The organism is Chryseobacterium sp. MMO-72, from assembly GCF_037146035.1.
Taxonomy (GTDB): Bacteria; Bacteroidota; Bacteroidia; order Flavobacteriales; family Weeksellaceae; genus Chryseobacterium; species Chryseobacterium indicum.
The window spans coordinates 308564-333497 of sequence record NZ_JBBCWG010000001.1 but is presented as its reverse complement, the minus strand read 5'-3'; the positions used below and the strand labels follow the sequence as shown (position 1 = coordinate 333497).

29 protein-coding genes are annotated in these 24934 nt (G+C 33.4%); 19 read left to right on the top strand and 10 right to left on the bottom strand.

All coding sequences use genetic code 11. The features are described 5' to 3' along the window. The 3 genes from WFH39_RS01565 to WFH39_RS01555 are packed head-to-tail and all read right to left on the bottom strand — an operon-like array spanning position 1 to position 1024. Positions 1-501 (bottom strand): DUF6702 family protein, encoded by a 501-nt coding sequence (locus WFH39_RS01565; protein WP_336688537.1) that lies wholly within the window; start codon positions 499-501, stop codon positions 1-3. Further along, positions 498-800, bottom strand: coding sequence for a type II toxin-antitoxin system RelE/ParE family toxin (locus tag WFH39_RS01560; protein WP_336688536.1), 303 nt, complete (start codon positions 798-800; stop codon positions 498-500). The genes WFH39_RS01565 and WFH39_RS01560 overlap by 4 nt, the downstream gene beginning before the upstream one ends. Continuing rightward, complete coding sequence (locus WFH39_RS01555; protein ID WP_336688535.1) at positions 776-1024, bottom strand: hypothetical protein; 249 nt, start codon at positions 1022-1024, stop codon at positions 776-778. The genes WFH39_RS01560 and WFH39_RS01555 overlap by 25 nt, the downstream gene beginning before the upstream one ends. Before the next feature lie 69 nt (positions 1025-1093). On the opposite strand from WFH39_RS01555, the gene WFH39_RS01550 reads away from it, so the two are divergent. Both WFH39_RS01550 and WFH39_RS01545 read left to right on the top strand, forming a co-directional pair. Next, positions 1094-1672, top strand: a complete 579-nt coding sequence (locus WFH39_RS01550; RefSeq protein ID WP_336688534.1) for a HupE/UreJ family protein — start codon at positions 1094-1096, stop codon at positions 1670-1672. 68 nt (positions 1673-1740) lie between these two features. Further along, positions 1741-4125, top strand: coding sequence for a M1 family metallopeptidase (locus tag WFH39_RS01545; RefSeq protein WP_336688533.1), 2385 nt, complete (start codon positions 1741-1743; stop codon positions 4123-4125). A gap of 115 nt (positions 4126-4240) precedes the next feature. Here the strand turns inward: WFH39_RS01545 and WFH39_RS01540 are convergent, their stop codons facing one another. Beyond that, positions 4241-6034: a hypothetical protein gene (locus WFH39_RS01540; RefSeq protein ID WP_336688532.1), complete on the bottom strand. Its 1794-nt coding sequence runs from the start codon at positions 6032-6034 to the stop codon at positions 4241-4243. A 443-nt stretch (positions 6035-6477) separates the two neighbouring features. Here WFH39_RS01540 and WFH39_RS01535 point away from each other — a divergent pair, with 443 nt between their 5' ends. The 9 genes from WFH39_RS01535 to WFH39_RS01495 all read left to right on the top strand — a co-directional run bounded on the left by WFH39_RS01535 (position 6478) and on the right by WFH39_RS01495 (position 14379). After that, a complete protein-coding gene (locus WFH39_RS01535; protein ID WP_336688531.1) occupies positions 6478-7365 on the top strand; it encodes a hypothetical protein in 888 nt (295 codons plus the stop codon). Between the two features lie 113 nt (positions 7366-7478). Continuing rightward, positions 7479-7805 carry a DUF4870 domain-containing protein gene (locus WFH39_RS01530; RefSeq protein WP_336688530.1) on the top strand — a complete coding sequence of 109 codons (327 nt, stop codon included), beginning with the start codon at positions 7479-7481 and terminating at the stop codon, positions 7803-7805. A 354-nt stretch (positions 7806-8159) separates the two neighbouring features. Then, entirely contained in the window at positions 8160-8882 is a 723-nt protein-coding gene (locus tag WFH39_RS01525) for a DUF3108 domain-containing protein (protein WP_336688529.1), read from the top strand. 79 nt (positions 8883-8961) lie between these two features. Further along, entirely contained in the window at positions 8962-9852 is an 891-nt protein-coding gene (locus WFH39_RS01520) for a hypothetical protein (protein WP_315085329.1), read from the top strand. Between the two features lie 147 nt (positions 9853-9999). Beyond that, positions 10000-10278, top strand: coding sequence for a co-chaperone GroES (locus WFH39_RS01515; RefSeq protein WP_040997294.1), 279 nt, complete (start codon positions 10000-10002; stop codon positions 10276-10278). A gap of 47 nt (positions 10279-10325) precedes the next feature. Further along, a complete protein-coding gene (locus WFH39_RS01510; protein WP_336688528.1) occupies positions 10326-10682 on the top strand; it encodes a four helix bundle protein in 357 nt (118 codons plus the stop codon). Positions 10683-10756: 74 nt separating this feature from the next. Further along, positions 10757-12382, top strand: a complete 1626-nt coding sequence (groL, locus tag WFH39_RS01505) for a chaperonin GroEL (protein ID WP_076390782.1) — start codon at positions 10757-10759, stop codon at positions 12380-12382. A gap of 205 nt (positions 12383-12587) precedes the next feature. After that, entirely contained in the window at positions 12588-13451 is an 864-nt protein-coding gene (locus WFH39_RS01500; protein ID WP_336688527.1) for a type II restriction endonuclease, read from the top strand. After that, a complete protein-coding gene (locus WFH39_RS01495) occupies positions 13438-14379 on the top strand; it encodes a DNA adenine methylase (protein WP_336688526.1) in 942 nt (313 codons plus the stop codon). The genes WFH39_RS01500 and WFH39_RS01495 overlap by 14 nt, the downstream gene beginning before the upstream one ends. A gap of 172 nt (positions 14380-14551) precedes the next feature. Here WFH39_RS01495 and WFH39_RS01490 read toward each other — a convergent pair whose 3' ends face one another. After that, positions 14552-14803 (bottom strand): helix-turn-helix domain-containing protein, encoded by a 252-nt coding sequence (locus WFH39_RS01490; RefSeq protein ID WP_087707305.1) that lies wholly within the window; start codon positions 14801-14803, stop codon positions 14552-14554. Positions 14804-15071: 268 nt separating this feature from the next. Between WFH39_RS01490 and WFH39_RS01485 the strand changes: the two genes are divergently transcribed. From WFH39_RS01485 to WFH39_RS01455, 7 genes are all read left to right on the top strand, one after another. Beyond that, positions 15072-15281 (top strand): hypothetical protein, encoded by a 210-nt coding sequence (locus WFH39_RS01485; protein WP_336688525.1) that lies wholly within the window; start codon positions 15072-15074, stop codon positions 15279-15281. A gap of 96 nt (positions 15282-15377) precedes the next feature. Further along, positions 15378-16274, top strand: a complete 897-nt coding sequence (locus WFH39_RS01480; RefSeq protein ID WP_336688524.1) for a hypothetical protein — start codon at positions 15378-15380, stop codon at positions 16272-16274. 270 nt (positions 16275-16544) lie between these two features. Beyond that, on the top strand, positions 16545-18719 hold the full coding sequence (locus WFH39_RS01475; RefSeq protein WP_336688523.1) for a UvrD-helicase domain-containing protein: 2175 nt from the start codon (positions 16545-16547) through the stop codon (positions 18717-18719). 65 nt (positions 18720-18784) lie between these two features. Further along, entirely contained in the window at positions 18785-19864 is a 1080-nt protein-coding gene (locus WFH39_RS01470) for a serine hydrolase domain-containing protein (RefSeq protein WP_336688522.1), read from the top strand. 83 nt (positions 19865-19947) lie between these two features. Beyond that, the gene (locus WFH39_RS01465; RefSeq protein WP_336688521.1) at positions 19948-20388 is read left to right on the top strand and encodes a hypothetical protein; all 441 of its coding nucleotides are present in this window, start codon (positions 19948-19950) and stop codon (positions 20386-20388) included. A 210-nt stretch (positions 20389-20598) separates the two neighbouring features. Continuing rightward, positions 20599-21102 (top strand): SMI1/KNR4 family protein, encoded by a 504-nt coding sequence (locus WFH39_RS01460; protein WP_290263447.1) that lies wholly within the window; start codon positions 20599-20601, stop codon positions 21100-21102. A 166-nt stretch (positions 21103-21268) separates the two neighbouring features. After that, on the top strand, positions 21269-22711 hold the full coding sequence (locus WFH39_RS01455; protein ID WP_336688520.1) for a S41 family peptidase: 1443 nt from the start codon (positions 21269-21271) through the stop codon (positions 22709-22711). A gap of 174 nt (positions 22712-22885) precedes the next feature. Here WFH39_RS01455 and WFH39_RS01450 read toward each other — a convergent pair whose 3' ends face one another. From WFH39_RS01450 to WFH39_RS01430, 5 genes are all read right to left on the bottom strand, one after another. Beyond that, positions 22886-23110 (bottom strand): helix-turn-helix domain-containing protein, encoded by a 225-nt coding sequence (locus tag WFH39_RS01450; protein WP_214590926.1) that lies wholly within the window; start codon positions 23108-23110, stop codon positions 22886-22888. A gap of 54 nt (positions 23111-23164) precedes the next feature. Then, positions 23165-23425, bottom strand: coding sequence for a helix-turn-helix domain-containing protein (locus WFH39_RS01445; protein ID WP_336688519.1), 261 nt, complete (start codon positions 23423-23425; stop codon positions 23165-23167). Between the two features lie 42 nt (positions 23426-23467). Beyond that, positions 23468-23755: a helix-turn-helix domain-containing protein gene (locus WFH39_RS01440; protein ID WP_336688518.1), complete on the bottom strand. Its 288-nt coding sequence runs from the start codon at positions 23753-23755 to the stop codon at positions 23468-23470. Between the two features lie 39 nt (positions 23756-23794). Beyond that, positions 23795-24028, bottom strand: a complete 234-nt coding sequence (locus tag WFH39_RS01435) for a helix-turn-helix domain-containing protein (RefSeq protein WP_214590928.1) — start codon at positions 24026-24028, stop codon at positions 23795-23797. Positions 24029-24106: 78 nt separating this feature from the next. Next, on the bottom strand, positions 24107-24352 hold the full coding sequence (locus WFH39_RS01430) for a helix-turn-helix domain-containing protein (RefSeq protein ID WP_336688517.1): 246 nt from the start codon (positions 24350-24352) through the stop codon (positions 24107-24109). A 123-nt stretch (positions 24353-24475) separates the two neighbouring features. Here WFH39_RS01430 and WFH39_RS01425 point away from each other — a divergent pair, with 123 nt between their 5' ends. Next, a complete protein-coding gene (locus tag WFH39_RS01425; RefSeq protein WP_290263474.1) occupies positions 24476-24655 on the top strand; it encodes a SymE family type I addiction module toxin in 180 nt (59 codons plus the stop codon). The last annotated feature ends 279 nt before the right edge of the window (positions 24656-24934 follow it).

Sequence of the window (24934 nt, the reverse complement as noted above, 5' to 3'; positions counted from 1 at the left end):
TTAAAACTGCTGAAATAAATAACGGTTCGGATAGGTTAATTTTTCGCTTTTCCGGTTTCCGTTAACAATGATGTGAACAATATTGATCTGATCTTCAAATAAATTATACAGAAAACTTACCGCTGCTTCTACTTTTTTCGGGTTGTCGATTTTTTCAGATTCAAGGTAAATATTTACCGATTCATGATCTTCTTCATAGCCTACATAATTAACATTCAGAAATTTATTATTGCCTTTTAGCTTAAAATATTCCGCTGAATAATTTTTAAGAGATTCGTTGAGCTGTGCTTTGAATTTCGGATCGTTGAAATGAAGCGATTTGCTGTATTTATTGTTCAGTCCGTTTTCCAGATCATCCAGAAAAAAACGCCCTGTAATTTCAAACGTTTTGGATTTCTGGTTATAATTAATTTCTACAGAACCTACATGATAGGGATGTTTTGCCTTTGTAAAAGAGAAAAATATAATTAAAACGGTAAAGAAGAAAAACAGTTTTTTCATTGTAATAAATCAAGGATTTTTTGTGGATCTTGTCGCATATCGAAGAACAGAAGAACTTTAATTTTAGTCTCACTTTCTTTTCGGAAGAACATTCTTACGTGTTTTTTGCCGATTAATGCTGAACGGATGTCTTTAGAATATTTTTGAAAAAGTAGGAATTTACCTTCCTTCAATTGATTTGTTACTTTTTCTGCTTCATCTATAAAAATCCCCATCTCTTTCTCAGTCCATGTTTGGGAAAGAAACTCAAGAATATCTTCATAACTCCGGCTGGCTACTTTCGAGAATATAATTCGCACGCTTTTTTTCTTGCATATGAAAAAAACTCCTCTTCTGAAACCATGTCTTTATCTTCCAGACGATCTGCATAATCTGCAAGTTTATCAATAAACCATTTTGGCGTTCCGTCTTCATAAAATTCTTCTTCTTTTACAGAAACAGATTTTACACCTTTTATTTTCTCTAAAAGTTGTTTGATAAAGACAAAATCTTCAGCATTTTCTAATTCTATATTAACAAGCATACCATTGAATTTTATAACAAAGTTAAAATAAATTTTGTATCATCGCGTTTCAAAAATAATATTGGAAAAATGCAGGATTTTTTATTCTATCTGAATCTCGGCTGGGAACACATTATTTCTTTAGATGCACTCGATCATCAGCTTTTTGTTCTGGCTTTAATTGCGGTATATTCTTTTAACGATCTCAAGAAAGTTTTAATTCTTGTCACCGCTTTCACCATCGGACATTCCATTACTTTGGCGTTAAGCACTTTTGATATCATAAGAATCAATTCAGACTGGGTGGAGTTTCTCATTCCGCTCACGATTGTTTTAACTTCGCTGAATAATATTCTTATCCGGAATAAAAAACAGTCTCAGAATAACGCCAATTATTATTTAGCCTTAATTTTCGGACTGATTCACGGAATGGGCTTTGCGAATACTGCAAGAGTGATGATTGCCAAAAGCCAGAGTATTGCCGTTCCTCTTTTAGGGTTTAATATTGGGTTGGAATTGGGACAGATTGCCATTGTTTTCGGGATTTTAATTCTGCTCTTTATTTTGCTTAAATTATTCAAAGTAAATCAGAAAGACTGGATCCTTTTTGTCTCTTCGGGAGTATTTGCTCTCTCTTTAAAAATGACATTAGAAAGAATTCCTTTTTAACGCTGAAACATTTTCAAATTTTCAGCTACTTATTATTATATTTGAAAATCTTTAAAACAATTTCGGTTATGAAACTAAAAGTTGCCATACTTTCTCTTTCTGTATTTGCGTATACAGGTTTCACCGCACAAAATATCCAGAACAATCCTGGAAGCAACCACGGAAACAAATTCGAGCAGTTAGGAACCATTCTTCCTACGCCTAATATCTACAGAACCGCTTCCGGAGCTCCCGGTCACGGTTATTGGCAAAACAGAGCCGATTACGAGATCAATGCTTATCTGGACGAAGACAAAAGAAATCTGAAAGGTTCTGAAACGATCACGTATTATAACAATTCTCCGGACGATCTGGATTATATCTGGCTTCAGCTTGATGAGAATCAACAATCAACAGTAAAGAAAGCGGACTTTCCTTTCTCTTCTACCCTTCCGAAAGCGGCAACAGACCAACAATTGAGAGCTTCTGAAGTTCCGGCAGTTGATAACGGATATGGAGTAAATCTTGAAAAAGTAACCGATGCTTCAGGAAATCCTTTGAAATATACCGTCAATAAAACCATGATGCGTATTGATCTTCCTAAAGTTCTGAAAAAAGGAGAAAAGCTGGTTTTCAAAGTAGACTGGAATTACAACATCCCGAACCGAATGAAAATGGGCGGTCGTGGCGGTTACGAAAACTTCCCTGAAGAAGGAAACGATCTTTACACCATGACGCAATGGTATCCGAGAATGTGTGTTTACAGTGATTTCCACGGATGGCAGAATCATCAGTTTACAGGAAGAGGTGAATTTGCTCTTGTTTTCGGAAATTTTAAAGTTTCGATGAATGTTCCCGCAGATCATGTTGTGGGTGGAACAGGAGAATGTAAAAACTACGATCAGGTTTTAACATCTGAGCAATTGGCAAGATATAACAAGTCTAAAACTTCTACGGAACCTGTAGAAATCGTGACTCTGGATGAAGCTAAAAAAGCGGAGAAAAATCATTCCAAGCAAAGAAAAACATGGACTTTTGAAGCGAATGACGTGAGAGATTTCGCATGGACTTCATCAAGGAAATTTGTGTGGGACGGAATGGGCGTTACCATTCCTGAAAACAACAATAAAGTAATGGCAATGAGCTTTTATCCTAAAGAAGCTTATGGATTATACAGAAAATATTCTACAAAAGCAGTTGCACATACAATCAAAACCTACTCAGAATTCACGATTCCTTATCCTTATCCTGTCGCACAGTCTGTAGAAGCGGCAAATGGAATGGAATATCCGATGATCTGCTTCAACTACGGAAGAACGGAAAAAGACGGAACCTATTCGGAAGGAATTAAAAACGGAATGCTGGGCGTTGTGATTCACGAGGTGGGACATAACTTCTTTCCGATGATTATTAATTCGGACGAAAGACAATGGAGCTGGATGGACGAAGGTTTAAATACTTTCGTGGAATATCTTACGGAAGAAAAATGGGACAATAAATTCCCTTCAAAAAGAGGTCCGGCTTGGACAATTGTAGATTACATGAAACTTCCGAAAGATCAACTGGAGCCAATTATGAGTAATTCTGAAAACATTATTCAGTTTGGTCCGAATGCGTATTCCAAACCGGCAACCGGATTGAATATTCTTCGTGAAACGATCATGGGAAGAGAGCTTTTTGATAAAGCTTTTAAAACCTATGCTAAAAGATGGGCTTTCAGACATCCTGAACCTGCAGATTTTTTCAGAACGATGGAAGATGCAAGCGGTGAAGATCTGGACTGGTTCTGGAGAGGATGGTTCTACGGAACTGATCCTGTAGATATCGCGATTGATAAAGTGACGATTGCAACTCCGGATCTGAATACAGCTCCAAGAGAAGGCAAAGAAAATAAATATAAAGTTGATAAACCTGCCCTGAACGAATTTGAAGACATTTCAAAAATCAGAAACAGAGAAGATAAAAACATTACTTTCTACGTAGATAAAGACAAGGAAGCACAGGATTTCTATTACAGATACGACAGAGGTCAGGAAAAAGTGGATAACGATAAGGAATACGTTTCTAAATTCGACGGAACCGAACCTTTAACGCAGAAAGAAAAAGATAAATTTAAAAACCTTACCGCTTATCAGATTGATTTCGTGAACAAAGGAGGTTTGGTAATGCCGATTATTTTAGAATTTACTTTTGAAGACGGAACAAAACTTACCGACAAATCTTCTGCACAGATCTGGAGAATGAACGAGCAGAAAGTTTCTAAAACGTATTACTTTGAAAAGAAATTAAAATCTGTTCAGCTTGATCCGATGAGAGAAACTGCCGATATTGATACTTCCAACAATTTCTGGAGCAACGACGGCGGAACGGCACAGGTTTCCAAATTCGATCTGTTTAAGCAGAAAGAGACAGGAAATGCAAGAGGCGCTTCTAACGGAAAAGTAAATCCGATGCAGGCCGCAGGAAAAAAATAAAATTTTCTATGAAAACATATTCATAACTGTAAAAGTTATATTTTTAAAACAGATATTTTCTGAAAACGTAAGATTTATTTATTTTTCTTTCTTTTCAAAAAGTATCTGTTTTATTTTATCTTATTTTCTGTAGAAACAGATCCAGATCATCTTCTTTTCCCAACCCTAACTTCTGTTTAATTCTGTATTTTGCCACTCTTACACTTTTGGCTTCTATATGAAATAAACCTGCAATCTGCTTCGTATTCATCTGTAAATGAAGACAGGCGCAGTATTTCATGTCCAACTGTGAAAGTTTCTGCACAGATTTATCATGGAGTAAGTTAAAAAAATCCGGATGTAGTTGCTGTACCTGAGATTTTATTTCGGCAAAATCATGATCTCTGAGCATTTCTTCTTTGATGAGCTTATTGATCTGATGGGTTTCTCCTTCGTTGGCTTTGGCTTTAATCTGCTGAAGCATTTCATTTTTTTTAGAAAGCTGCAAACTGCTTGCTATCATCTCTTTTTGAAGCTGGCTTTGTTTTACGGCTAAGAGTTCATGCTCCAGATTAAGCCTTGCTTTTTCTTCTTTTTCGAATTTTGCCTGCAGTTCGGCTTCCTGCTTTTTGGCTTCCAGTTCTTTTGCTCTTTGTGTAGAGTATTTAAGTTTGTAATGATAAGAACGGAACATGAATCCCAATCCTGCTAAAGTAGCCCCAAAAATTCCAAGATAAAGATAATTTTGCAGCGTCCTGCTCTCTGCCCTTTCCTTCAATGTTGCCAATTCTGTATTTTTCTTCTCTACTTCGTATTGGATCTCTAATTTCTGGGCATTTTTTATTTGTTCCTGATTATTAATTTTTCCAATAACATCCTGCAGTTTTTTTTGATAGACAAATGCTTTGTTGAAATTTTTCTTTTTTTCATATAAATTGACCAAAGCCTGATAATCATTCATCCAGGTATAGTAATAGGGAGGATTTTTCTGAAGCATTTTTTCTTCTGCCAAAAGATAATATTTCTCTGCCCCTGCCAAGTCGCCTTCATTTTCTGCATATGCACCTTTTATTCCGTATACATTGGTGAGATAATCATATTTAAGAGGATGATTTTTTACTGTTTGTTCTACTATCTGTAAATAATGGTCTATCTTCCTCTTAGTATCATTATTATGAGGAAGATAAGCTAAAGAAAAGGTGGCTAGATTAATGTTCATTCTGGAATAGGCAGTGTAGCCAATCTCTTCCTGATATTTTTCGCAGAGGTTATTTATCTTCTCTGCAAAATAAAATACACTGTCTTTGTATTTTTTGCTTTTGGTTGCAAATTCCATATGATCGTAATAATGCATTTCTGCGTCATATGCATCTATTATACAATTAACGTTTTTCGATTTTTCTGCATTCTTCAATGCCAGATGAGCATATATTTTTACCTTATCCTGTTTTCCCCACTGCTCATAGGCATAATACATATCCCAGTACAGCAAAGATAAGAGTGTGTAATCTCTTTTAATTTTAAGAAAATGAATTCCTTTCTGTGCATCGCGGATGGACAAGTCCAGTATTTCATTATGCTTATAGAAGTAGGAACTTGCTGATAAAGCCACAGCATTTGCGAGATCATCTTTCGATTTTTCAGCAAAATATAATGACTTGCTTATCGCATTTTTAGCCGCTTTTACATTGTCATTAAACGTGAAGATCTTGCTTAGAGAGGCATATTCGTACGCCAGAGCAACATCATCATTTTTAGGCTCTGATATTGAAATTGCTTTATTTATAAGTTTTAAAGACGTTGAAAAATCCTCATTTAATCTTGAAAGTTCAGCATCTTTCAGAAGTTTTACAACTTTTATATCTTTCAACTGTGCCTGCAGATAAAATACGTTCAAAAGGATCAGTATTAAAAAAATAATTTTCTTCATATTGGGTTTTAAAATGTAATGAAAAACTTCAGCATTTAATCCGATTAGCTCCAGGAATGATGTCAGGAGCAACGGGAAAGTTCAGCATATTTTTCTCCGATTGATATTCTTGTCGCAAAAGAGCAATAATTCAGTCTTTATAATTCCGTTTTTCTTTTTGCTTTTGACAGAAGATGGCTAATCATGTACCTGCTTATAGTTTTTCATGTTACAAAATTATATTATTTAGGAACAGATAATGAAATCGAATACAATTTCAAAGCACTTCTAAAAAACTAAACATCAGCTATTTAAAAATCATGTAGTCACTTTGTAGTCACGCCTTTTACTACAGGTAGCCGTTTTGTGGTATCCTTTTTTATTGTTCGGCTGACAATTTAAAAGAGTTTTGCATTAAGATTTTAAATAAAAAATGCAAACCAATAAATAGCAGCGTTTAAATAATGAACACAAAAAAGACGGCAAAATTATTTCTTATATTCATATCGGGTTTTGCAACAGCACAGATCGGTATTAATACTCCTAATCCGTTAGACACTTTTCATGTCGACGGCGGAAAAGATAATCCATCATCCGGAATTCCGACAACAGATCAGCAATCCAATGATTTTATTGTGACCAAAAAAGGAAAAGTAGGAATAGGAACTACAACGATAGGCTCCGGTCATATGCTGGAAATTGTGGGTCCTACCAATCAGATTCCAAACATTCAGGAAGCAAGTGCGGATATTTATATGATTCCGGGATCTTTACAGGAAAAATCTACTCTAAGAGTGGCTAATTTTCAGGGAAAGGAAACTCAGGTCACAACTTTTGACGGATCTTATACGGGAACCAGAGGAGATGGAATACCTTACGCTAATCTGGGGGTTTACTTTTCCAATGGAGACAACATTAGCCATGAGCTAAGAAGCACAGTAGGAGGAAACCACTATTTTGTAATCAATTCCAGAACAATTACTACGATGACGGCTTCCGGAAATGTAGGGATGGGGATTGTAAACAATGTGGGAAATCTTGCTCCGGTAAGCACTTTGGACGTAAAAGGTTCTGTGGGCGGAAATATCAGAGCTTTGTCTTCGGGAACTATTGCAGATAATGATTTCACGCTATTGGTTCAGGGTTCTGTAAGTCTGCCTGCTGCAAGTTCCGCCAACATAAGACGTATATATTATCTTATTAACGATACATCCGCCTCACAAACTGTTTCAGGAAATTTCAGATTGAACGGAAATATTTTTAACTCCTATACACTTAATAATTCTGACGGAGGAAGAGGTATTTCTGTACAAAGTGACGGAAATAACTGGATCATAATTTCTAAGTTTTAAATAAAAACCTTACACTTTAAAAACACAAATCAATAATAAAAGTAAATTTCCATTCACGCAGTGTTGTTTTAACCAAATCACAATTTTATTAATCATCTAAAAATAATTTCATCATGGACAGAAAAAATGCAGCAATCATTTCTTACCTCATCATCATCGGATGGCTGATTGCGTATCTGATTACAAACGGCGACAAAAGAGATTCTTTTGTAAAATATCATTTGAAACAGTCTTTCGGGCTTATTATTTCACAATTTGCTTTTGGTATTGCCGCAGGCATTCTGACTTCAATAATGCCATCATTATCATTTATCAACTATTTTGCAATTGTATTTTTGATATTATGGATTTTCGGAATCATTAATGTTGTAAATTCAGTAGAAAAGCCAATTCCTGTGATCGGCAGGTTATTTGAAGATAAATTTAATTTCATCAAATAAATAATAGGAATTTGGAACTGTTAACGTACATTTTAGTACCGTTTTTTATCGCTCTTTTGTTTAAAAAATTAATGTTAACAAAGAAATTTTTAACCTATTTACTTACCACATTTATTATTTTGATATACCCTTTTTTGCTATTCTCTTTGGAGGATTTTCTGAACTTTGCAGATCAAAAATCAAGATGCGGAAATATTCAGGGTTTATTTGTTATCGGAAATACTGTAATTTATCTACCCGTTGCTTTATTGCTGCAATATTTTTTTAATAAATGGCTTGTGAAAATTAAGAACACAAATGACTAAAATACTGTAACTTTTACATAAAGGGCACAACTAATTATTAAAAAAATTCATGAGACTATTTCTGATCCTTTTAATAATGAGCAGTGCCCAAATTTTTGCTCAGAAAACCATTTTTCCAAGTAATGTAAAACCGGAATCACAATACATTAAAGATGAAATATCCGATGCAGTATGGTACGCTTCGAAAGGTGACCAGAAAATGGAAATCGGGAAAATAACCTCCGAGGTAAAAAAATTAGATAAAAACAGACTTCTTCTTAAAACTACGGTAAAGATGAATCAGGCTCCGGAGAAACCATGGACAGATTCTACGGTGGTAAGAATTTCAGATTTCCAGCCGATGTATCATTCTTCCTACAATATGATGAGAGACATGGTGATTAAGTTTGAAAAAAATAAAGCAACAGGATATTATTTCGATAAAAAAGCACAGAAAAAAGACGTTATTAACGAAAAAATTTCTACTGAATATTTCGACAGCAATGCGTATCCCGCAATCATAAGATTTATGCCTTTAAAAGAAAATATATCCGCAGAAATGCCGATTTTCGATTACAATCCGGCTGCTAAAAAAGGCGTTATAAAAGCCTATGTAGAAAATGTAATCCGAGGAGATCTTAACGGTAAGAAAGTCTGGATCGTAAAAACCACGGATGATATTCAGGACAGAAAGTCTGTAGTCACGTATTATATTGATTCTTCCACAAGGAAGGTTTTAAAACAGGAAATAGATTCCGACGGAAGAAAAATGGTTATGGAATCTGTAAAATAAAAAGATTATCCTTTAAAAGTATTCAGAATCTGGATACTTTTTTTAGATTTGCACCTGATAAAAAACTTTAAAAATATCCATGAAAAAACTTAGCCTTTTATTGGTGTTTATTCTTTCAGCACAAAACTTCTTTGCACAATCTCTACAATTTTATACAGGAAAAAGAGATTTCCTTCCCATAGAAATTCTAATGGAAGACGGCAGTACAAAAAAAGGATTTGCGCAAGACTTTATGCTTCCTGATGTTGCAACATTCAGTTTCATGGGAAAAGGACCTAAATATGCCAATTTAGACAGAAAAGAAGTAAAATTTAAATCTTCAAAAAGCGATACCCAAGTACAATTAATCCCTGTTTCTGATATTAAAAGTTTATTGTATACAAATGAAGAAACCCAGGAGCAATTTCAACTGGACAAACGTCTGGTAAAAGAGATCAACAAAGATCAGGAACTGGAATCCGAAGGAAAAGTACTGATGCTTCCTTTGATGGAAAAAGGACTGATAAATCTTTATGGTTACAGAAGCATGATGTGCAAGGCAGATTTTGGAAATAATTATTCCGCAGCTTCCAATGGAAACGAAAACGATTGTCAGTTAACTTATGTAATGGTTTATTTAAGCAAACCAGACGACACCGTTGCCATTGCGCCGGTAGATTATCCTTCATTAAGTCCCTTAGATTTATTTAATCTTAAAACATTATACAAAAAATTCTATACAGCCTATGAAATGGTAGGAGCAGACTGTCCGGAGTTTCTGAAAAAAGTAGATGAAGCAAGACAGAACGATTATTTTTCCAATAAAACTTTTAAGGAAAAGAAAAGAGCAACCGATGACGAAAGAAAAGCAGCACTTAAAGGTAAAAGAGGAGCTGAAGCATCAAAAATAAATATGAAATATAAATCAGCAATATACACTGATATCTATAAAAAACTGATTGACGATTACGAAGATTCTTGTCATCAATAAAATACAAGTCACCTCATTTTTGAAGTGACTTTTTTTCTGCCAAAATTTCCGTTCAAAAAAAATTAGTCTGCCAAAATTTTCTTTTGCCTGTGTTGGCATACAATTAGAGAATTTCAAGACAGAAATAATTAATAAATTAAATATATTATGTCAGTAAACTTTAAACCATTAGCAGACAGAGTTTTGATCGAACCGATCGCTGCAGAAACTAAAACAGCTTCAGGTATTATTATTCCGGACACCGCAAAAGAAAAACCTCAGGAAGGTACTGTTGTGGCAGTTGGTCCGGGCAAAAAAGATGAGCCTACAACTGTACAAGTGGGTGACAAAGTTCTTTACGGGAAATATTCAGGTTCTGAATTGAAATTGGAAGGAAAGGATTATTTAATTGTAAAAGAGGGAGATTTACTAGGAATAATTGGCTAATAGCTTTTTGCTTCCGGCAGATGGCTTTCCAGCATCGAAAATAGTAAATGAGAGATTTCAAAAAATTTGAAGTTTGGCAAATAAGCCATCAACTGACTTTAAAAATTTATACCTCAACCAAAAATTTCCCAAAGGAAGAAATGTTTAGGTTGACCTCTCAAATCAGAAGATCATTTGCTTCTATCGGATATAATATTTCGGAAGGAAGCGGAAGAAATTCAGATAAAGAGTTTGCTAATTTCATCAATATTACGCTGGGATCATCCAACGAAGCAGAAAACCAATTAATTCTTGCTAAAGATTTAGAATACATTAATGAAAATGAATACCAAAATCTTTCAGAAGAATTAATCCTGCTAAAAAAGAAGCTTGTCACGCTTTGGAACAGGCTTAACGGAAATTAAAATCAAATTATAAAAAATAAACCGCGAATTGCTAAAGCCAAAAGCTAAAAGCAAATCGCCAAAAGCTTAAAACAATGGCAAAAGAAATAAAATTCGATATCGAATCAAGAGACGCTTTAAAAAGAGGTGTTGATGCATTGGCTAATGCAGTAAAAGTAACTTTAGGACCAAAAGGTAGAAACGTGGTAATCGAAAAATCTTTCGGTGCACCTCACGTTACCAAAGACGGGGTTTCAGTTGCAAAAGAAATCGAACTTGAAGACAGAGTAGAAAACATGGGAGCGCAAATGGTAAAAGAAGTGGCTTCCAAAACCAATGATATCGCAGGAGACGGTACTACTACCGCTACTGTTTTGGCACAGGCTATCGTAAGAGAAGGTCTTAAAAACGTAGCTGCAGGTGCAAATCCAATGGATTTGAAAAGAGGAATCGACAAAGCGGTTGCAACAGTGGTTGAGAATTTAAAAGCTCAGTCTCAGGAAGTTGGAGATTCTACAGATAAAGTAAAGCAGGTAGCTTCTGTTTCTGCTAACAACGACGAAACTATCGGTGCTTTAATCGCTGAAGCGTTCGGAAAAGTTGGTAAAGAAGGAGTTATCACTGTAGAAGAAGCTAAAGGAATCGATACAACGGTAGACGTTGTAGAAGGGATGCAGTTTGACAGAGGTTATCAGTCGCCGTATTTCGTGACGAATCCTGAAAAAATGTTGGCTGAACTTGAAAATCCATACATTCTTTTGGTGGAGAAAAAAATCTCTTCCATGAAAGAATTACTTCCTGTTCTTGAACCAATTGCTCAGGGAGGAAAATCTTTATTAATTATCTCTGAAGAAGTTGAAGGAGAAGCTTTGGCAACTTTAGTAGTAAACAAATTAAGAGGTTCTCTTAAAATTGCTGCGGTAAAAGCACCTGGATTCGGAGACAGAAGAAAAGCGATGTTGGAAGATATCGCAATCTTAACAGGAGGACAGGTAATTTCTGAGGAGCAAGGTTTTACAATGGAAAACATCTCTTTAGATATGTTGGGAACTGCTGAAAAAGTTTCTATCGACAAAGACAACACTACGATTGTAAACGGTGGTGGTGACGACAGCAAAATCAAAGGAAGAGTTGCACAGATCAAAGCTCAGATGGAAACGACTACTTCTGACTACGATAGAGAGAAACTTCAGGAAAGACTGGCTAAATTAGCAGGAGGTGTTGCTGTACTTTACGTAGGTGCTGCTTCTGAAGTGGAAATGAAGGAGAAAAAAGACAGAGTGGACGATGCGCTTCACGCAACAAGAGCTGCTGTAGAAGAAGGTATTGTTGCAGGTGGTGGTGTTGCTTTGGTAAGAGCAATCGCTTCTCTAGAAAGCCTTTCCGGTGCAAATGCAGACGAAAATACAGGAATCAAGATCGTAAAAAGAGCAATCGAAGAGCCATTGAGACAAATCGTTGCCAACGCAGGAGGAGAAGGTTCTGTAATCGTTGCTAAAGTTGCTGAAGGAAGCGGAGATTTCGGGTACAATGCGAAAACTGACGAGTATGTAAATATGCTTGAAGCAGGGATCATCGATCCTACTAAAGTAACAAGAGTTGCCCTTGAAAATGCAGCTTCTGTTTCAGGAATGCTTTTAACAACAGAATGTGTAATCACAGAAGTGAAAAAAGACGAACCAGCAATGCCAATGGGTGGCGGAATGCCGGGAATGATGTAACAGCGTGTCGCTGAGACAATTTAATATATAAACCGTTCTGATTTTCAGAGCGGTTTTTTGTTTGAAAATTTACAATAAACTTTTTAACTTAAAATTTAGTCAAAATCGTAATATGCATTAAGTTTCTTTTATTTTAATATTATAATGTCCTAAAAGTTGTTTGATGATTTGTCGAAAAATTGAGATTTTTTCATACTTTTGGAATATGAATAAAGAAGAATTTTTAACAGCACTTCAAAGTGAGGTTTTAGAATATAACAAAGTAATCTCTACTGAAAAAGGCGATTGGATTGTAAAAGGTTTTATAGATATTTACAAAAAAATATACACAATAACCATTGATACAAAAGTTGTTTCGAAAGTAATTGAAATATTATTAATTCCTCAATTTGAAAAATTTGCTCAAAAGTATAATTTAAACTTAATTCTTCCTCCACAACAAAATTTTTATCCTGATTTATCATTTGTTTGTAAAGAAACAGGAAACAAATTTGCTGTTGATATTAAAAGTACTTTTAAAGATAGCCAAGATAAAATAAAAAGCATGACTCTTGGTGCTTTTACAGGCTATTTTAGAAATCGGGAATCTAATAAGAATACTACATTCCCATATCAAGATTATCAATCTCATCTAGTGTTAGGTGTAATATATACTCAGGTTTCAAAATCTTCTAATGAAAAAGAAGTTTATTCATTGGAGGAAATTGACCAAATTGAATCAGTAATAAAAGACTTTCAATTTTTTGTACAACCCAAATATAAAATTGCATCTGCAAGCCCAGGGAGTGGAAATACCAAAAATATAGGAGCCATTAATAAATTAGAGAAACTAATTAAAGGTGAAGGTGTTTTTTCTGAATTGGGAGAAGAAGTTTACGATGATTATTGGACTTTCTATCTTACAAATGATATGGCTAAAGCATTAGAGATTAAAAGACCTTACATAAATCTCAAAACTTATTTGGAATATAAAAGCAAAGGGATTGATGTTTTAAAAGAACATAAATATGAAATTCTAGAACTAAATGAAGAAGAAATAGAAGAAGATTCAGAACATGACGAAGAATAAAATTATAATACCACCTATAAAAAGTCAAGGAATTAAAACAAAATTAGTTCCTTGGATTAATGACTTGGTTGAAATTGCAAACCAAAAAGGAAAATGGATCGAACCGTTCCTCGGAACAGGTGTAGTTGCTTTTAATGCGAGATTTAAGCACGCAGTTTTAAACGATACAAATCCTCATATCATTAACTTCTATAAAAGAATTCAAACAAAGGAGATTACAGCACCTTTAATGAAAAATTATCTTGAAGCAGAAGGAAAATTATTAAGTCAAGCAGAAAACAATGGTTATGAGCATTATTTAAAAGTCCGTTCAAGATTTAATAGTGGAGAATTTTCCCCTTATGATTTTATTTTCCTTTCAAGGGCCGGGTTTAACGGCATGATGCGCTTTGGAAAAAAAGGAAATTGGAATATTCCTTTTTGCAAAAAGCCTGATCGATTTGCACAAGCATATGTTACAAAAATTACAAATCAAGTTGCTGCCATTTCTGAAATTATAAAACCTGAACCATATTGGACTTTTCATAACAAATCTTTTGAAGAAATTATATCATTAGCAAATCAAGATGATATGATTTATTGTGATCCTCCTTATTATGGTAGACACGTCGATTATTACAATGGATGGTCAGAAAATGACGAGGAATTATTATTTAATTTATTGTCAGAAACAAAAGCAAAATTTATTTTATCAACATGGCATCATAATGATTGGAGAGAAAATGAAATGATTAATAAATTTTGGAAGAAATTCAACATTGTTACAAAAGATCATTTTTATCATAATGGTGCAAGTATCGAAAATAGAAGAACAATTGTTGAAGCATTAGTTTGTAATTTTGATGTTGATGATATTGAAAAACATAATCATGGACAAAAAGGTGAACCCTCTACAAAACAATTAACATTTGAATGGAATGAAAAATAGGCTTCATAACATTTTATAACAAAATAGGATGAAAGTTTAGATTAACACTAGATGTCGCGGATTTATAATCCGTGACATTCCCTACCAAATAACCTCGTTCAAAAAATCTGTAATCTACACTTATACAATATAAAAATTAAAATCACGGATTGAAAATCCGCGATATCGAGGTTTACTCATCAATTTTATACTTTTCTATATCAAAGTCAAAATCAAATAATTCTTTTGGATGAATTTGTAATGCTACGGCAAACTTTATCATAGTTTTCAAAGTTAAATTTCTTTTTCCTTTTTCATATTTACTTACTTCTGCCGAATCAATACCTGTTAAAAATTCCAAATCTTGTTGAGTTTGGTTATTTTTCATTCTAATTTCAGAAATACGCTTTCCTATCAAAATTTGCAGGTCTTTGTGAAAATCCATTAATACTATGTTTTCAACTAAATTGCATTTATAAAAAATAAATATTATTGGGATATATGCCAGTATTGTGATTTTTTGTTATATTTGTCGAATAAAAGCATTTAATATAAAATCAATTGCTTATTTAGAGATTAAAAACACAATTTATCATATACCCTTGGTTTGTATAGGCAGGAAGTTCAGGCATTTTTACAACTTCCTCCTGTACAGCCAGAAAAAATGTAAAAACAAATAACCAAAACCAAATTTATCAGATAACAAAAACACCATGACGAATTCAAGAAAACTAAAAATCCATTCAAGATTTCAGAAAAGCAGCAACCAACTCATCATCGTTCCGGAAATCCGCCTCAGAGGAAAATGGCTTGATGAAATAGGCTTCGGAGAAGGAAAAATGGTGAATATTCAGCAGAAGAAAACAAAATTATCATTACGGTGGATAAATTATAAATCATCGCAATATCTACAAAATTATTAACTTTCTAAAAAACGTGAAGAAAAACAATGGTTTGTGTATGCGTACAATCTACGAATGTGTAAATTTGAAAGTCAGCCGCAATGAATTAAAATCACTATGAAACATCTCTTGACCTGCATTTTTATTTCTGTGTTGCTTGTAAGTTGCAGCGCTTCAAATCTCAATAAAAAAACAGGTAACGATGTTGCGCCTGTTTATACTACAACAAGTTATCTCGACATAAAGCTGGATTCTAACAAACAACTTCCTTCCAATCCGTATATTCTGGAATTTACAAACGGTAAAAAAACAGTGGTGTTTTGCGGTGTCGCTCATCTCACAGACGATTTGGATATTGAAAATCCAATGTTTGCAGAAATTGAGCAGAATTTTTTTGCTTTCAGACCCAATATTGCCATTAATGAAGGAGGCGACATCTCAAAAATTTATACTTCCAAACAGGATGCCTTATTAAAAGATGGCGAAATTGGATTAACTAAAATACTGAGTGACAGTTTAAAAATAAAAACAGTTGACGGAGATCCCCCTGTTTCCTTCGAGTTTAAAGAATTACTTAAAAGCTATTCTAAAAAAGAATTCTTGGCGTACATCATTACAGAACGCCTTATGTGGGGACTTAAAGGACAGCACATTACAGACCTCCGCGAAATAGAAAAAAGATACAATACATTTATAGAAAACTATATCATTAAAAAAGGCGGTATAGCATTATCCAAGTCCGAACAGACGTTCAGTTTCTATAAATCCGGTTATGAGCAGTTGTTGAAACGTCCTTTCGACATTTTGGAACTTGAACCTACGAATCCCTTTGAACCAGTGGGGAAATTTCAGGAAATCGGAAGAAAATCCAAAGAAATACGCGACCAGTTTTTACTAAGTACCGTTGATAAATTATTAGACAGCAACGACAGAATATTTATTGTTTTTGGCGGATGGCATTTATTAACCTGTAAACCCGGACTTGAAGAAATCATTAGCAGAAAAAGAGAATAACTTTTATTAAAATTTAAAAAGATGCAGCGGATTTGAAATCTGTGACATTTCCCTACCCAAGAACCTCGTTCGTAAAAATACCTAAAAACTAATATCAGAATATTTTTCACTTTACTATAAGTCCTGAAATTAATCCGATTACAAATACACTATACCGATTTTATTAAACTTTTTTACTATATTTAAACTATTGCAGTTCGCTTGAAGTTCGGGAATATAAAGAACCGTTATAAATAAGGCGATAATCAATGAAAAACTAAAAACAAAAAAGTGAAAACAAATTTAAGTGCTTTAAATGAGAAACAGCAAGATGCAGTTATTAGCGAAGATAAGAGACTTTTAGTTCTTGCAGGAGCAGGTTCAGGAAAGACCAAAACACTTTTGCAAAAACTCATTTACTTAATTGAAGAAAAAAATGTGAATCCTTCCGGTATTCTTGCGATTACTTTTACAAAAAACGCAACAAATGAGATGATTGACCGGCTTATCATTTCTGCAGACGAAAGTGGTGAATACGAGAAACAACTTTTTGACAAGCAAAAAAGTATTGCAGACAAAGAAAAAGAAAGATTTTTACAACAGAAGAAATACACCTGGATCGACGGACTTACAATTAAAACTTTTCATAGCTTCTGTTACAGTGTTTTACGTAATTATGGTGTAAATGAGTTTGATAACAAATTCAAAATAATAGGAGACGAAAAGCGCGACGACGAGAGTGAACTTTCAAAACACATTGCTCCCGAAACGGCTTTTGAAGTAATGCATAAATTACTGATAGACGAATGTGAAAACACAGAATACCTGTTAAAGCTAAAACGCTATATTCTGGATTATATCATAGACAAAATCCATTTAAAACAAATAGATCCTAAATATATACCCAAAGACGGAAAATATTTTACTACACTTAACGGAACAAAAGTACGTTCGAAATCAGAACAATTTATTGCAGATTGGTTTTATCGCCACAGCATAAAATTCGAATATGAACCTTTGCTAAACATTAAAGATTTTACTTTTACTCCTGATTTTTATATCCCGAATGCAAATCTTTACCTTGAGCACGTTAGCAATAAAAGTTACTCAACAAAAGATAAAGAAGAACAGTTTAAAATAGGAAATCTTTTGCTAATCAGGACTTTTGAAAGTATGACAAAAGATTCTGCGTTGTTCAATCACACGCTCGACAAAATTGTTAAAAATCGTTTACCATCAGATTATCACCAAAATATTTCCATAAACTTTAAAGAAGAATTTAATGGCTATCATGAAAACGTGAAAGATTTTATTCTACAAATCTTAAGAATTACGGATATGATAAAAGTTGAAAACATCTGCATAGATAAAGTTTCAGAAAACGCTGGGAAAGATCAACACGAACGTGTACGCTTTTTTTATGAGTTGGCAATTCCCATTGTGAAAAAATATATTCATTATTGTACAAACAAATCTTACCTTGACTTTAACGATTTAATTTCACGAACAGCTTCATTGTTTCAAAATCACGAAGATATAGCAAACAAATACAAAGGAAAATTTCAATATATCTTGGTTGATGAGTTTCAAGACGTAAACAATTTACAAGTAGAGCTTATTAAATTATTACTTACCAACAATACCCAGTTATTCTGCGTTGGTGATGATTGGCAGAGCATTTACGGTTTCAGAGGATCAAATGTGAGCTATATTGTAGAATTTGAAAAACACTTTGCAAATGCAAAAACAATAAAACTCAATCTAAATTATCGTAGCACACAAAATATTGTTGGTGCAAGCAACGAAGTTATTAAACACAACAAATTTAAGGTAGAAAAAGACGTTCAGGCATCAAAAAAATCCGAACATAAGATCGTTGTTTTCGCAGGAAATACAGAAGATGAAAATCTGCAATTTTGTACAGATAAAGTAAAAGAGCTGTTAGAAGACGGGATAAACAATGATGAAATTTTATTTCTGTACAGACGAAGTAAGATGTTTACGCCTTATTTTTTCAGATTTAAAAATGAAAATATTCGTGTTCAGAGTAAGACAATACATGCATCCAAAGGACTTGAAGCAAAAGTTGTTTTCATTATTGGTTTAACGGAAGGCAATGGTGGATTTCCGGATATTTGGCTTGAAGACAGGATTTTCCAAGTGATAAAACAAGCAAATCACGATCTGCTTATGGAAGAAGAAAGACGTCTATTTTATGTTGCTATTACCAGAGCCAAAGAAAAGCTTTTTTTAATTACTCAAAAGGGAAATGAATCGAGTTTCTTAAAAGAAATTCCAACTGCATACACAGTTCGAACTACAAACAAAATTAAACAGGTTTTTGATAAGGTAATCCTGTGCAGCACTTGTTTCAGCCAATTAGAAAAACTTCATAAATTTTGTCCATATTGTGGACAAAAAATATCAGAACAAAAAGACGAAATTGAAAACAATGAAAAAGAATAGATTTCCAAAGTGTTAAAATTTGCCTGCGTGTTACAAAAATATAATGATGTTACAGCAAAAAACCGATGAAAAAAATAACCTCCCTCCTGTTCTTAATACTGTCAATTATCTGTTTTGGTCAGAAAATCGTTCATTTTGCGGATTCAATCCGGATAGCTTATCACATTCCGGAAATAAGCTACGCAGTCATCAACAGCAAATCTACACTGGAAATTGCGGCATTAGGAAAACACGCCGTTGATCTTCCGGACACGGCAACTTTAAACGACAGATTTCATATCGGTTCCAATACCAAAGCTATGACTGCATTTATCATTGCCAAATATGTTGAAAACGGAAAATTAAAATGGACGACTAAATTTTTCGATCTGTTTCCCGAATGGAAGCCGAAAAGCAAACCCGAATACGCCAATATTACCTTGCAGGATCTCCTTTCTCATAAAGCAGGAATTCAGCCGTTTCAGGGAGAAGACGATCCCAAAATTCCGGATTTTAAAGGGACGCATCAGGAAAAAAGAAAACAGTTCGGAGAGTTTGTACTGACGTTAGAAACTGTAAAGACAGACGAACAGCATCCGTTTGTCTACTCCAATGCAGGATATACTTTAGCGACTTTAATGGTAGAAAAAGTAACTGATAAAAGCTGGGAACAACTGGTTGATCAGGTCTTTAACAAAGATTTAAAATTAAACGTACAATTATCGTGGCCGGAAAATCAGAAGCAGAAAGACACTTGGGGACATTTTACGGAAGATGGCAAACTACAGCCTGTTCCTTCCACATTTAATTATCATCTGGATTATACAGAACCTTCGGGAGATATCAATATAAAACTGAAAGATTACATCAAATTCATTCAGCTTAATATTCAGGGGCTTGAAGGAAAAAATAATTATCTGAAAGCCAAAACGTATACTTTTATCCACAAAGGAATTCCGAATTATTCGATCGGATGGTTTAACATTTACGAGAACGGAAAGGAACTTTCTACCCATTCCGGTACAGCAGGAACGTATTACAGCCTTGTTCATATCGACAGACTAAAGCACAAAGCGTATATTATTTTAACCAACTCTTTTAATCCCGATACACAACAGGGCGTGAGACTTTTAATGAGAAAGCTGAAAGAAAATTATGGGAGTTAGAATTAATTTATTGAAGATGAGAGCCTTGCAACAATTGAAGCTCTGAGACTAAAATTTAATCCGAAACAAAGCCGATTCATCGAATGGCAAAAAATAAATTAAGAAAAATAAAAATAGAGAATGAGACCTATTTATGGAAGAGGAATCATCTTCATTTGACAGAATTCAAGCATTCTAAATGCGTTGAAAAAGTTGTAATTTATCTTGAAGGATACAAAGACTCACCTCTTCAACTATTATTTAGAGAAGAGGATAACTTAATTATGAAAACGGATATTGAAAAAGAAAAATGGTGTGTAGGTTATCCTGATGATGGAGTAATTTGGTTATGTAAAAATGAGCCGTATTCACCTGATCAGCAACAAACGATTGACATCAATTTAAATCGTCCTGCTGTTATAGAAGAACTCACCAGATATTTTCTTCAAAAAGATTGGAAACCTAAAGAAAGTACAAGCCCACTCATTATTGAAGATGCATTGAAATTACTTGAGACAATTGTACTACCGAGAGGTATAAATTGAGGAATGAAAAGTTATCAGATGTCGCGGATTTGCAATCCGTGACATTTATTTACCAAGAACATCTTTCGCAAAAAAAATTTGCAACCTATACTTTCAGAATATGAAAATTAAAATCACGGATTACAAATCCGCGACATCGGACATCGGTCTTGGTTTTAACTATGTTACAGAATTTAATAAAGTAAACAAATAAAAATATAGCTGACAAATATGAATTTTGAAAATTACAGAATTATACCAAATTATAATACCAATAAAACAGACCTGTTTTTAGCTACAGAACAAGAAATCGAACTATGTGAAAAAACTTTAGCCATCGAATTTGATGACGATTATAAAGATTATGTTTTGACATTTGGTAATGGAATTCTTGGTGGAACCTATATAAGAATGTACTTACCGAAAAGGATTATGAATACATTATCAAAATGGAAAAACAGAATAACGGAGTATTGGTTTTGGGACGAGGGGAAAGACATTTTGACAAAAGATGAAGTATTAAATTCAGTACGGGTTGGCGATACATTTGACGGGGATGAACTCATACTTTATAAAAGCTACTATTATATTTTACCAAGACATAGCGAAAAAATTTACAAAATTGGAAAAACATTAGACGAAATGATAACTTGGCTATGTTCGACAGGCATCTTGACAGAACCTTTTGTGGAAAGAGATTTTGAACCATTTGACCCAGTAGAATGGGGAGAATAAAAACCAGATGTCGCGGATTTGCAATCCGTGACATTTACCTACCAAGAACATCTTTCGCTAAAATTTGCAATCTATACTTTCACAATATAAAAATTAAAATCACGGAATACAAATCCGCGACATCGGATGTCATTCAAAAAAGACCGTATTATAAAGAAAAAAAACGATGAATTTAAAATTATTACTGCCTTTACTATTTTTTATAATTAATTCTGTTTTTGCACAAAACACAAAGACAGAAAATCTATTGTTTGATAAAACATTGAAAAAAGACAGCATCCTTGTTGAATTTTCTGAACTTTATAATTTAACAAATACTATCCATCCAGGACAGTTTATGTTCTGTACAAAAAATGAATTTAACAAAACTTATTTATCATTAAAAAAGAGCATCAAAACAGATTTATCTATTATTGAATATTACAAATTGACAGCAACTTTAATGGCAAAAATTAAAGACGGACATACAGCAGTTGATAGAGCTCAAATTATTTCTTTGCTTAAAGAAAGATTAGTATTTCCATTCAGTATTTATAAGATTAATGACAATTATTATTTAGGTAAAACCACAGATACCAACAAAGATTTTATTGGTTTGCAAGTGTTAAAAATAAATGGAAAAGAGATAAAATCTGTAGTGAAAGAGATTGAAAAATTTATTCACCTTGAAGGCAGAAATGAAACAGGATTGAATACTCGATTCAAAAACTTCCCTTTTTACTATTTTGTTTTAAATCAAACCAACCAATTTGAAATAGAATATTTAGACCAAAATAATCATAAGAAAAAACAAAAATTCAACGGAATAACTTTTGAAACCCATACCCAAAACATTTCTGAAAAAATTGAACCTTTAACAACTGAATTTAGAACTAATAATTTGGCAATTCTAAAATTTCATTCATTTGAAAATGGCTATAATGAAAAAGATAGAAAAATTGCAGAAAAACAATTAGATGATTTTTTTATACAGTTAGAAAGTTTAAAAACTAGAAATTTAATAATTGATTTACGAGATAATAGTGGTGGAGCAGCAGAAATGGCAAACTACCTTTTTTCATACCTGACAGATAAAACATTTTACTATTTTGACTATGTGGGAGCAAAATATAATACGGTAAAAGAATGGAAACACTTTGCTCAATATCCTGAAAATATTGAGGAAATAAATTTGAACGAAACAAAACAAAAATACGAACTGAATTGCTATACAGCAACAGATGCTGCGGATTATTGGTGGTTTGAACAACAGCAGAACAAACCAAATTATTATAAAGGTAAAATAAGTGTTCTAATTAATGGTGGATGTTTTTCAACCACAGGACATTTATTAGCACTAATGAGAGAATATAAAATTGGAAAATTTTACGGTGAATATTCGCAAGGAAGTAATTATAGTAATTCAGGTGGGCAAGCCTTTGTTTTGCCTTATTCAAAAACATTAGTTTGGATTCCCACTTTTCAATACAAAATGAAGACACCCAATTTTCAATATGACCCAAAAGGAATAAAACCAGATATTGAAATACAAATAAAACCAAATGACTTAAAAACAAAATTTGACAGACAAATGGATTATGTAATAAAACTAATTGAAGAGAATAAATAAACGAACGCCCAACAAGGGTATTGCCAAAAGCGGGGCTTTATTGATAGACTGAACATTTGTATTTTTATTAGTATTTGTACTAAATTTGAGCTTTAGTTCCTTCTAGCCTCCACCTTCGCCAAACCCAAAAACGTTATTCTATTAGCTAAAAACCTCTTCCTCTCCTCAAAACCTCTACCCTACTTCAAAATCAAACAATTCTTGCGGATGTACTTCTAAGCCTTTCGCTAATTCCTGTATGGTAGAAATTCTAACATCAACTTCTCCTTTTTCAATTTTGCTAATATTACTATGGTCGACATCGCATTTTTGAGCTAATTCCCGATAGCTTAATCCTAATTTTTTTCTAAATTTTTCAATTCTTTTCCCAAAAGCTATCCGAAATTCAATTCTATCCATTCCATTGTAAATGTTAACGTTGTGATTTAGAAAGTTTCCAACTGTTCTCAGAATTTATTCATCAATTTTATATTTTTCTATATCAAAGTCAAAATCGAATAATTCTTTTGGCGGAATTTTAAAGGCTGAAGCCATTTTAAGAATAGTTTCAATGGTTGGATTTCCTTTACCGTTTTCAAACTTATTATAATTACTGGAATCGAAAACGGAATTTTCAGCAACAGCGTCCATAGAATTGTATTTCTCCTTCCTAATCTCCTTGAGATGTTCAGAAAAACTCTTCATATACAATTTTAAAACGTCTTTGCTATCCATTATTTTTAGAATTAACAGCAATTTTGAAATTTAATGCTGTTGTTAAGATTTTCTCTTTATTTCGATTTCTCTTACAAACTCATATTTATCCTCTAAAATTGGCTGTTCAGGCCAAAAATCTTTGGGAGAGCAACCCAAAGCTTTTGATATTAAATTTAAACTTTTAATATTATATTTAGCGGTTTTGGAGTGGGCTTCAATGTCTGAAATATAACTCGTACTCTTGCCGATAGCCAAAGAAAGAGAAGTTTGACTAATCCCTCGTTGTTCTCTTATTTCTTTCACCTTTGAAATTATATATCGTTCTATTTCGTCTAAAGAATCATGCATAAATGTTGACGTAGTTATTCAGAAAGTTTCCAACTTTTTTTAATCAAAATTAATATCTAATAAATCTTTAGGCGATACATTCAGACCTTTCGCCAAATCAATTAATGTAGTAAATGCAAAGTTTCTTTTTCCATTTTCTATATCACTTATTGTAGCTTTAGTAATTTTGGAGCTGTTAAGAACAACATCATCTTGCGTAAGCCCAGATTTGAGCCTTAAATTTTTAACGTGTTCTCCAAATTTTTTTAGTATTTCATCTTGTAAAACGTCCATTTGTAAGCAGTTTACACACATTTGAGATTTTAGAAAAATACAGCCAACTCATCCCCATCTGGATAAATTTTAAACTTTTTAAAATTTATCATCAAATCCTTCAGCAAAAAATTCTTCTAAACTCATATTAAAAGCCTGAACTATTTTTGCCAGTGTGCTAAATCTTAAATCTTCTCCTCTTTCATATCTTCCAAACTGAGCGCGTGAAATATTATGTTCGTAAGCAAAATACTCATAGCTTGTGTATCCCTTAGCTATTCTTATCTCTTTAATTCTTTTACCTAGATTTTTTAACACAGCCTCTTTAGAAAACTCATTTGCCATACTTGTAAATTGTATAATTAATAATTTTTACAAATCTTATAAATAACCATCATTTATGTTACCATTAAAAAGATGGATCATATTAGTGTCTTTTAAAAATGTTTTTATATCTTTGAAATAAAAATGATGAATTCAAGAAAACTTAAAATCCATTCAAGATTTCAGAAAAGCAGCAATCAACTTATCATCGTTCCGGAAATAAGGCTCAGAGGAAAATGGCTTGATGAATTGGGTTTCGGAAAAGGAAAAACTATACACATCCAGCAAAAGAAAAAGAAGCTTACCATTACTGTTGTGAACTAACAAAATCTGAAAATGCATTTCGTTTCCCGCAAACTGCGCGAGACTTCCTGCGTTTGCAGGAAATGTAAAACAACCCTGTTTGTAATCTCCTGCAACTGCATTTGCTTTCCCGCAGATTGCGCAAGACTTCCGGAGTACTCCGGAAATATAAAACAACCTTGTTTGTAATCTCCTGCAACCGTATTTGGTTTCCCGCAAGTTGCGCAAGACCTCCGGAGTACTCCGGAAGTTTAAAACAACCTTGTTTGTAATCTCCTGCGACCGTGTTTGGTTTCCCGC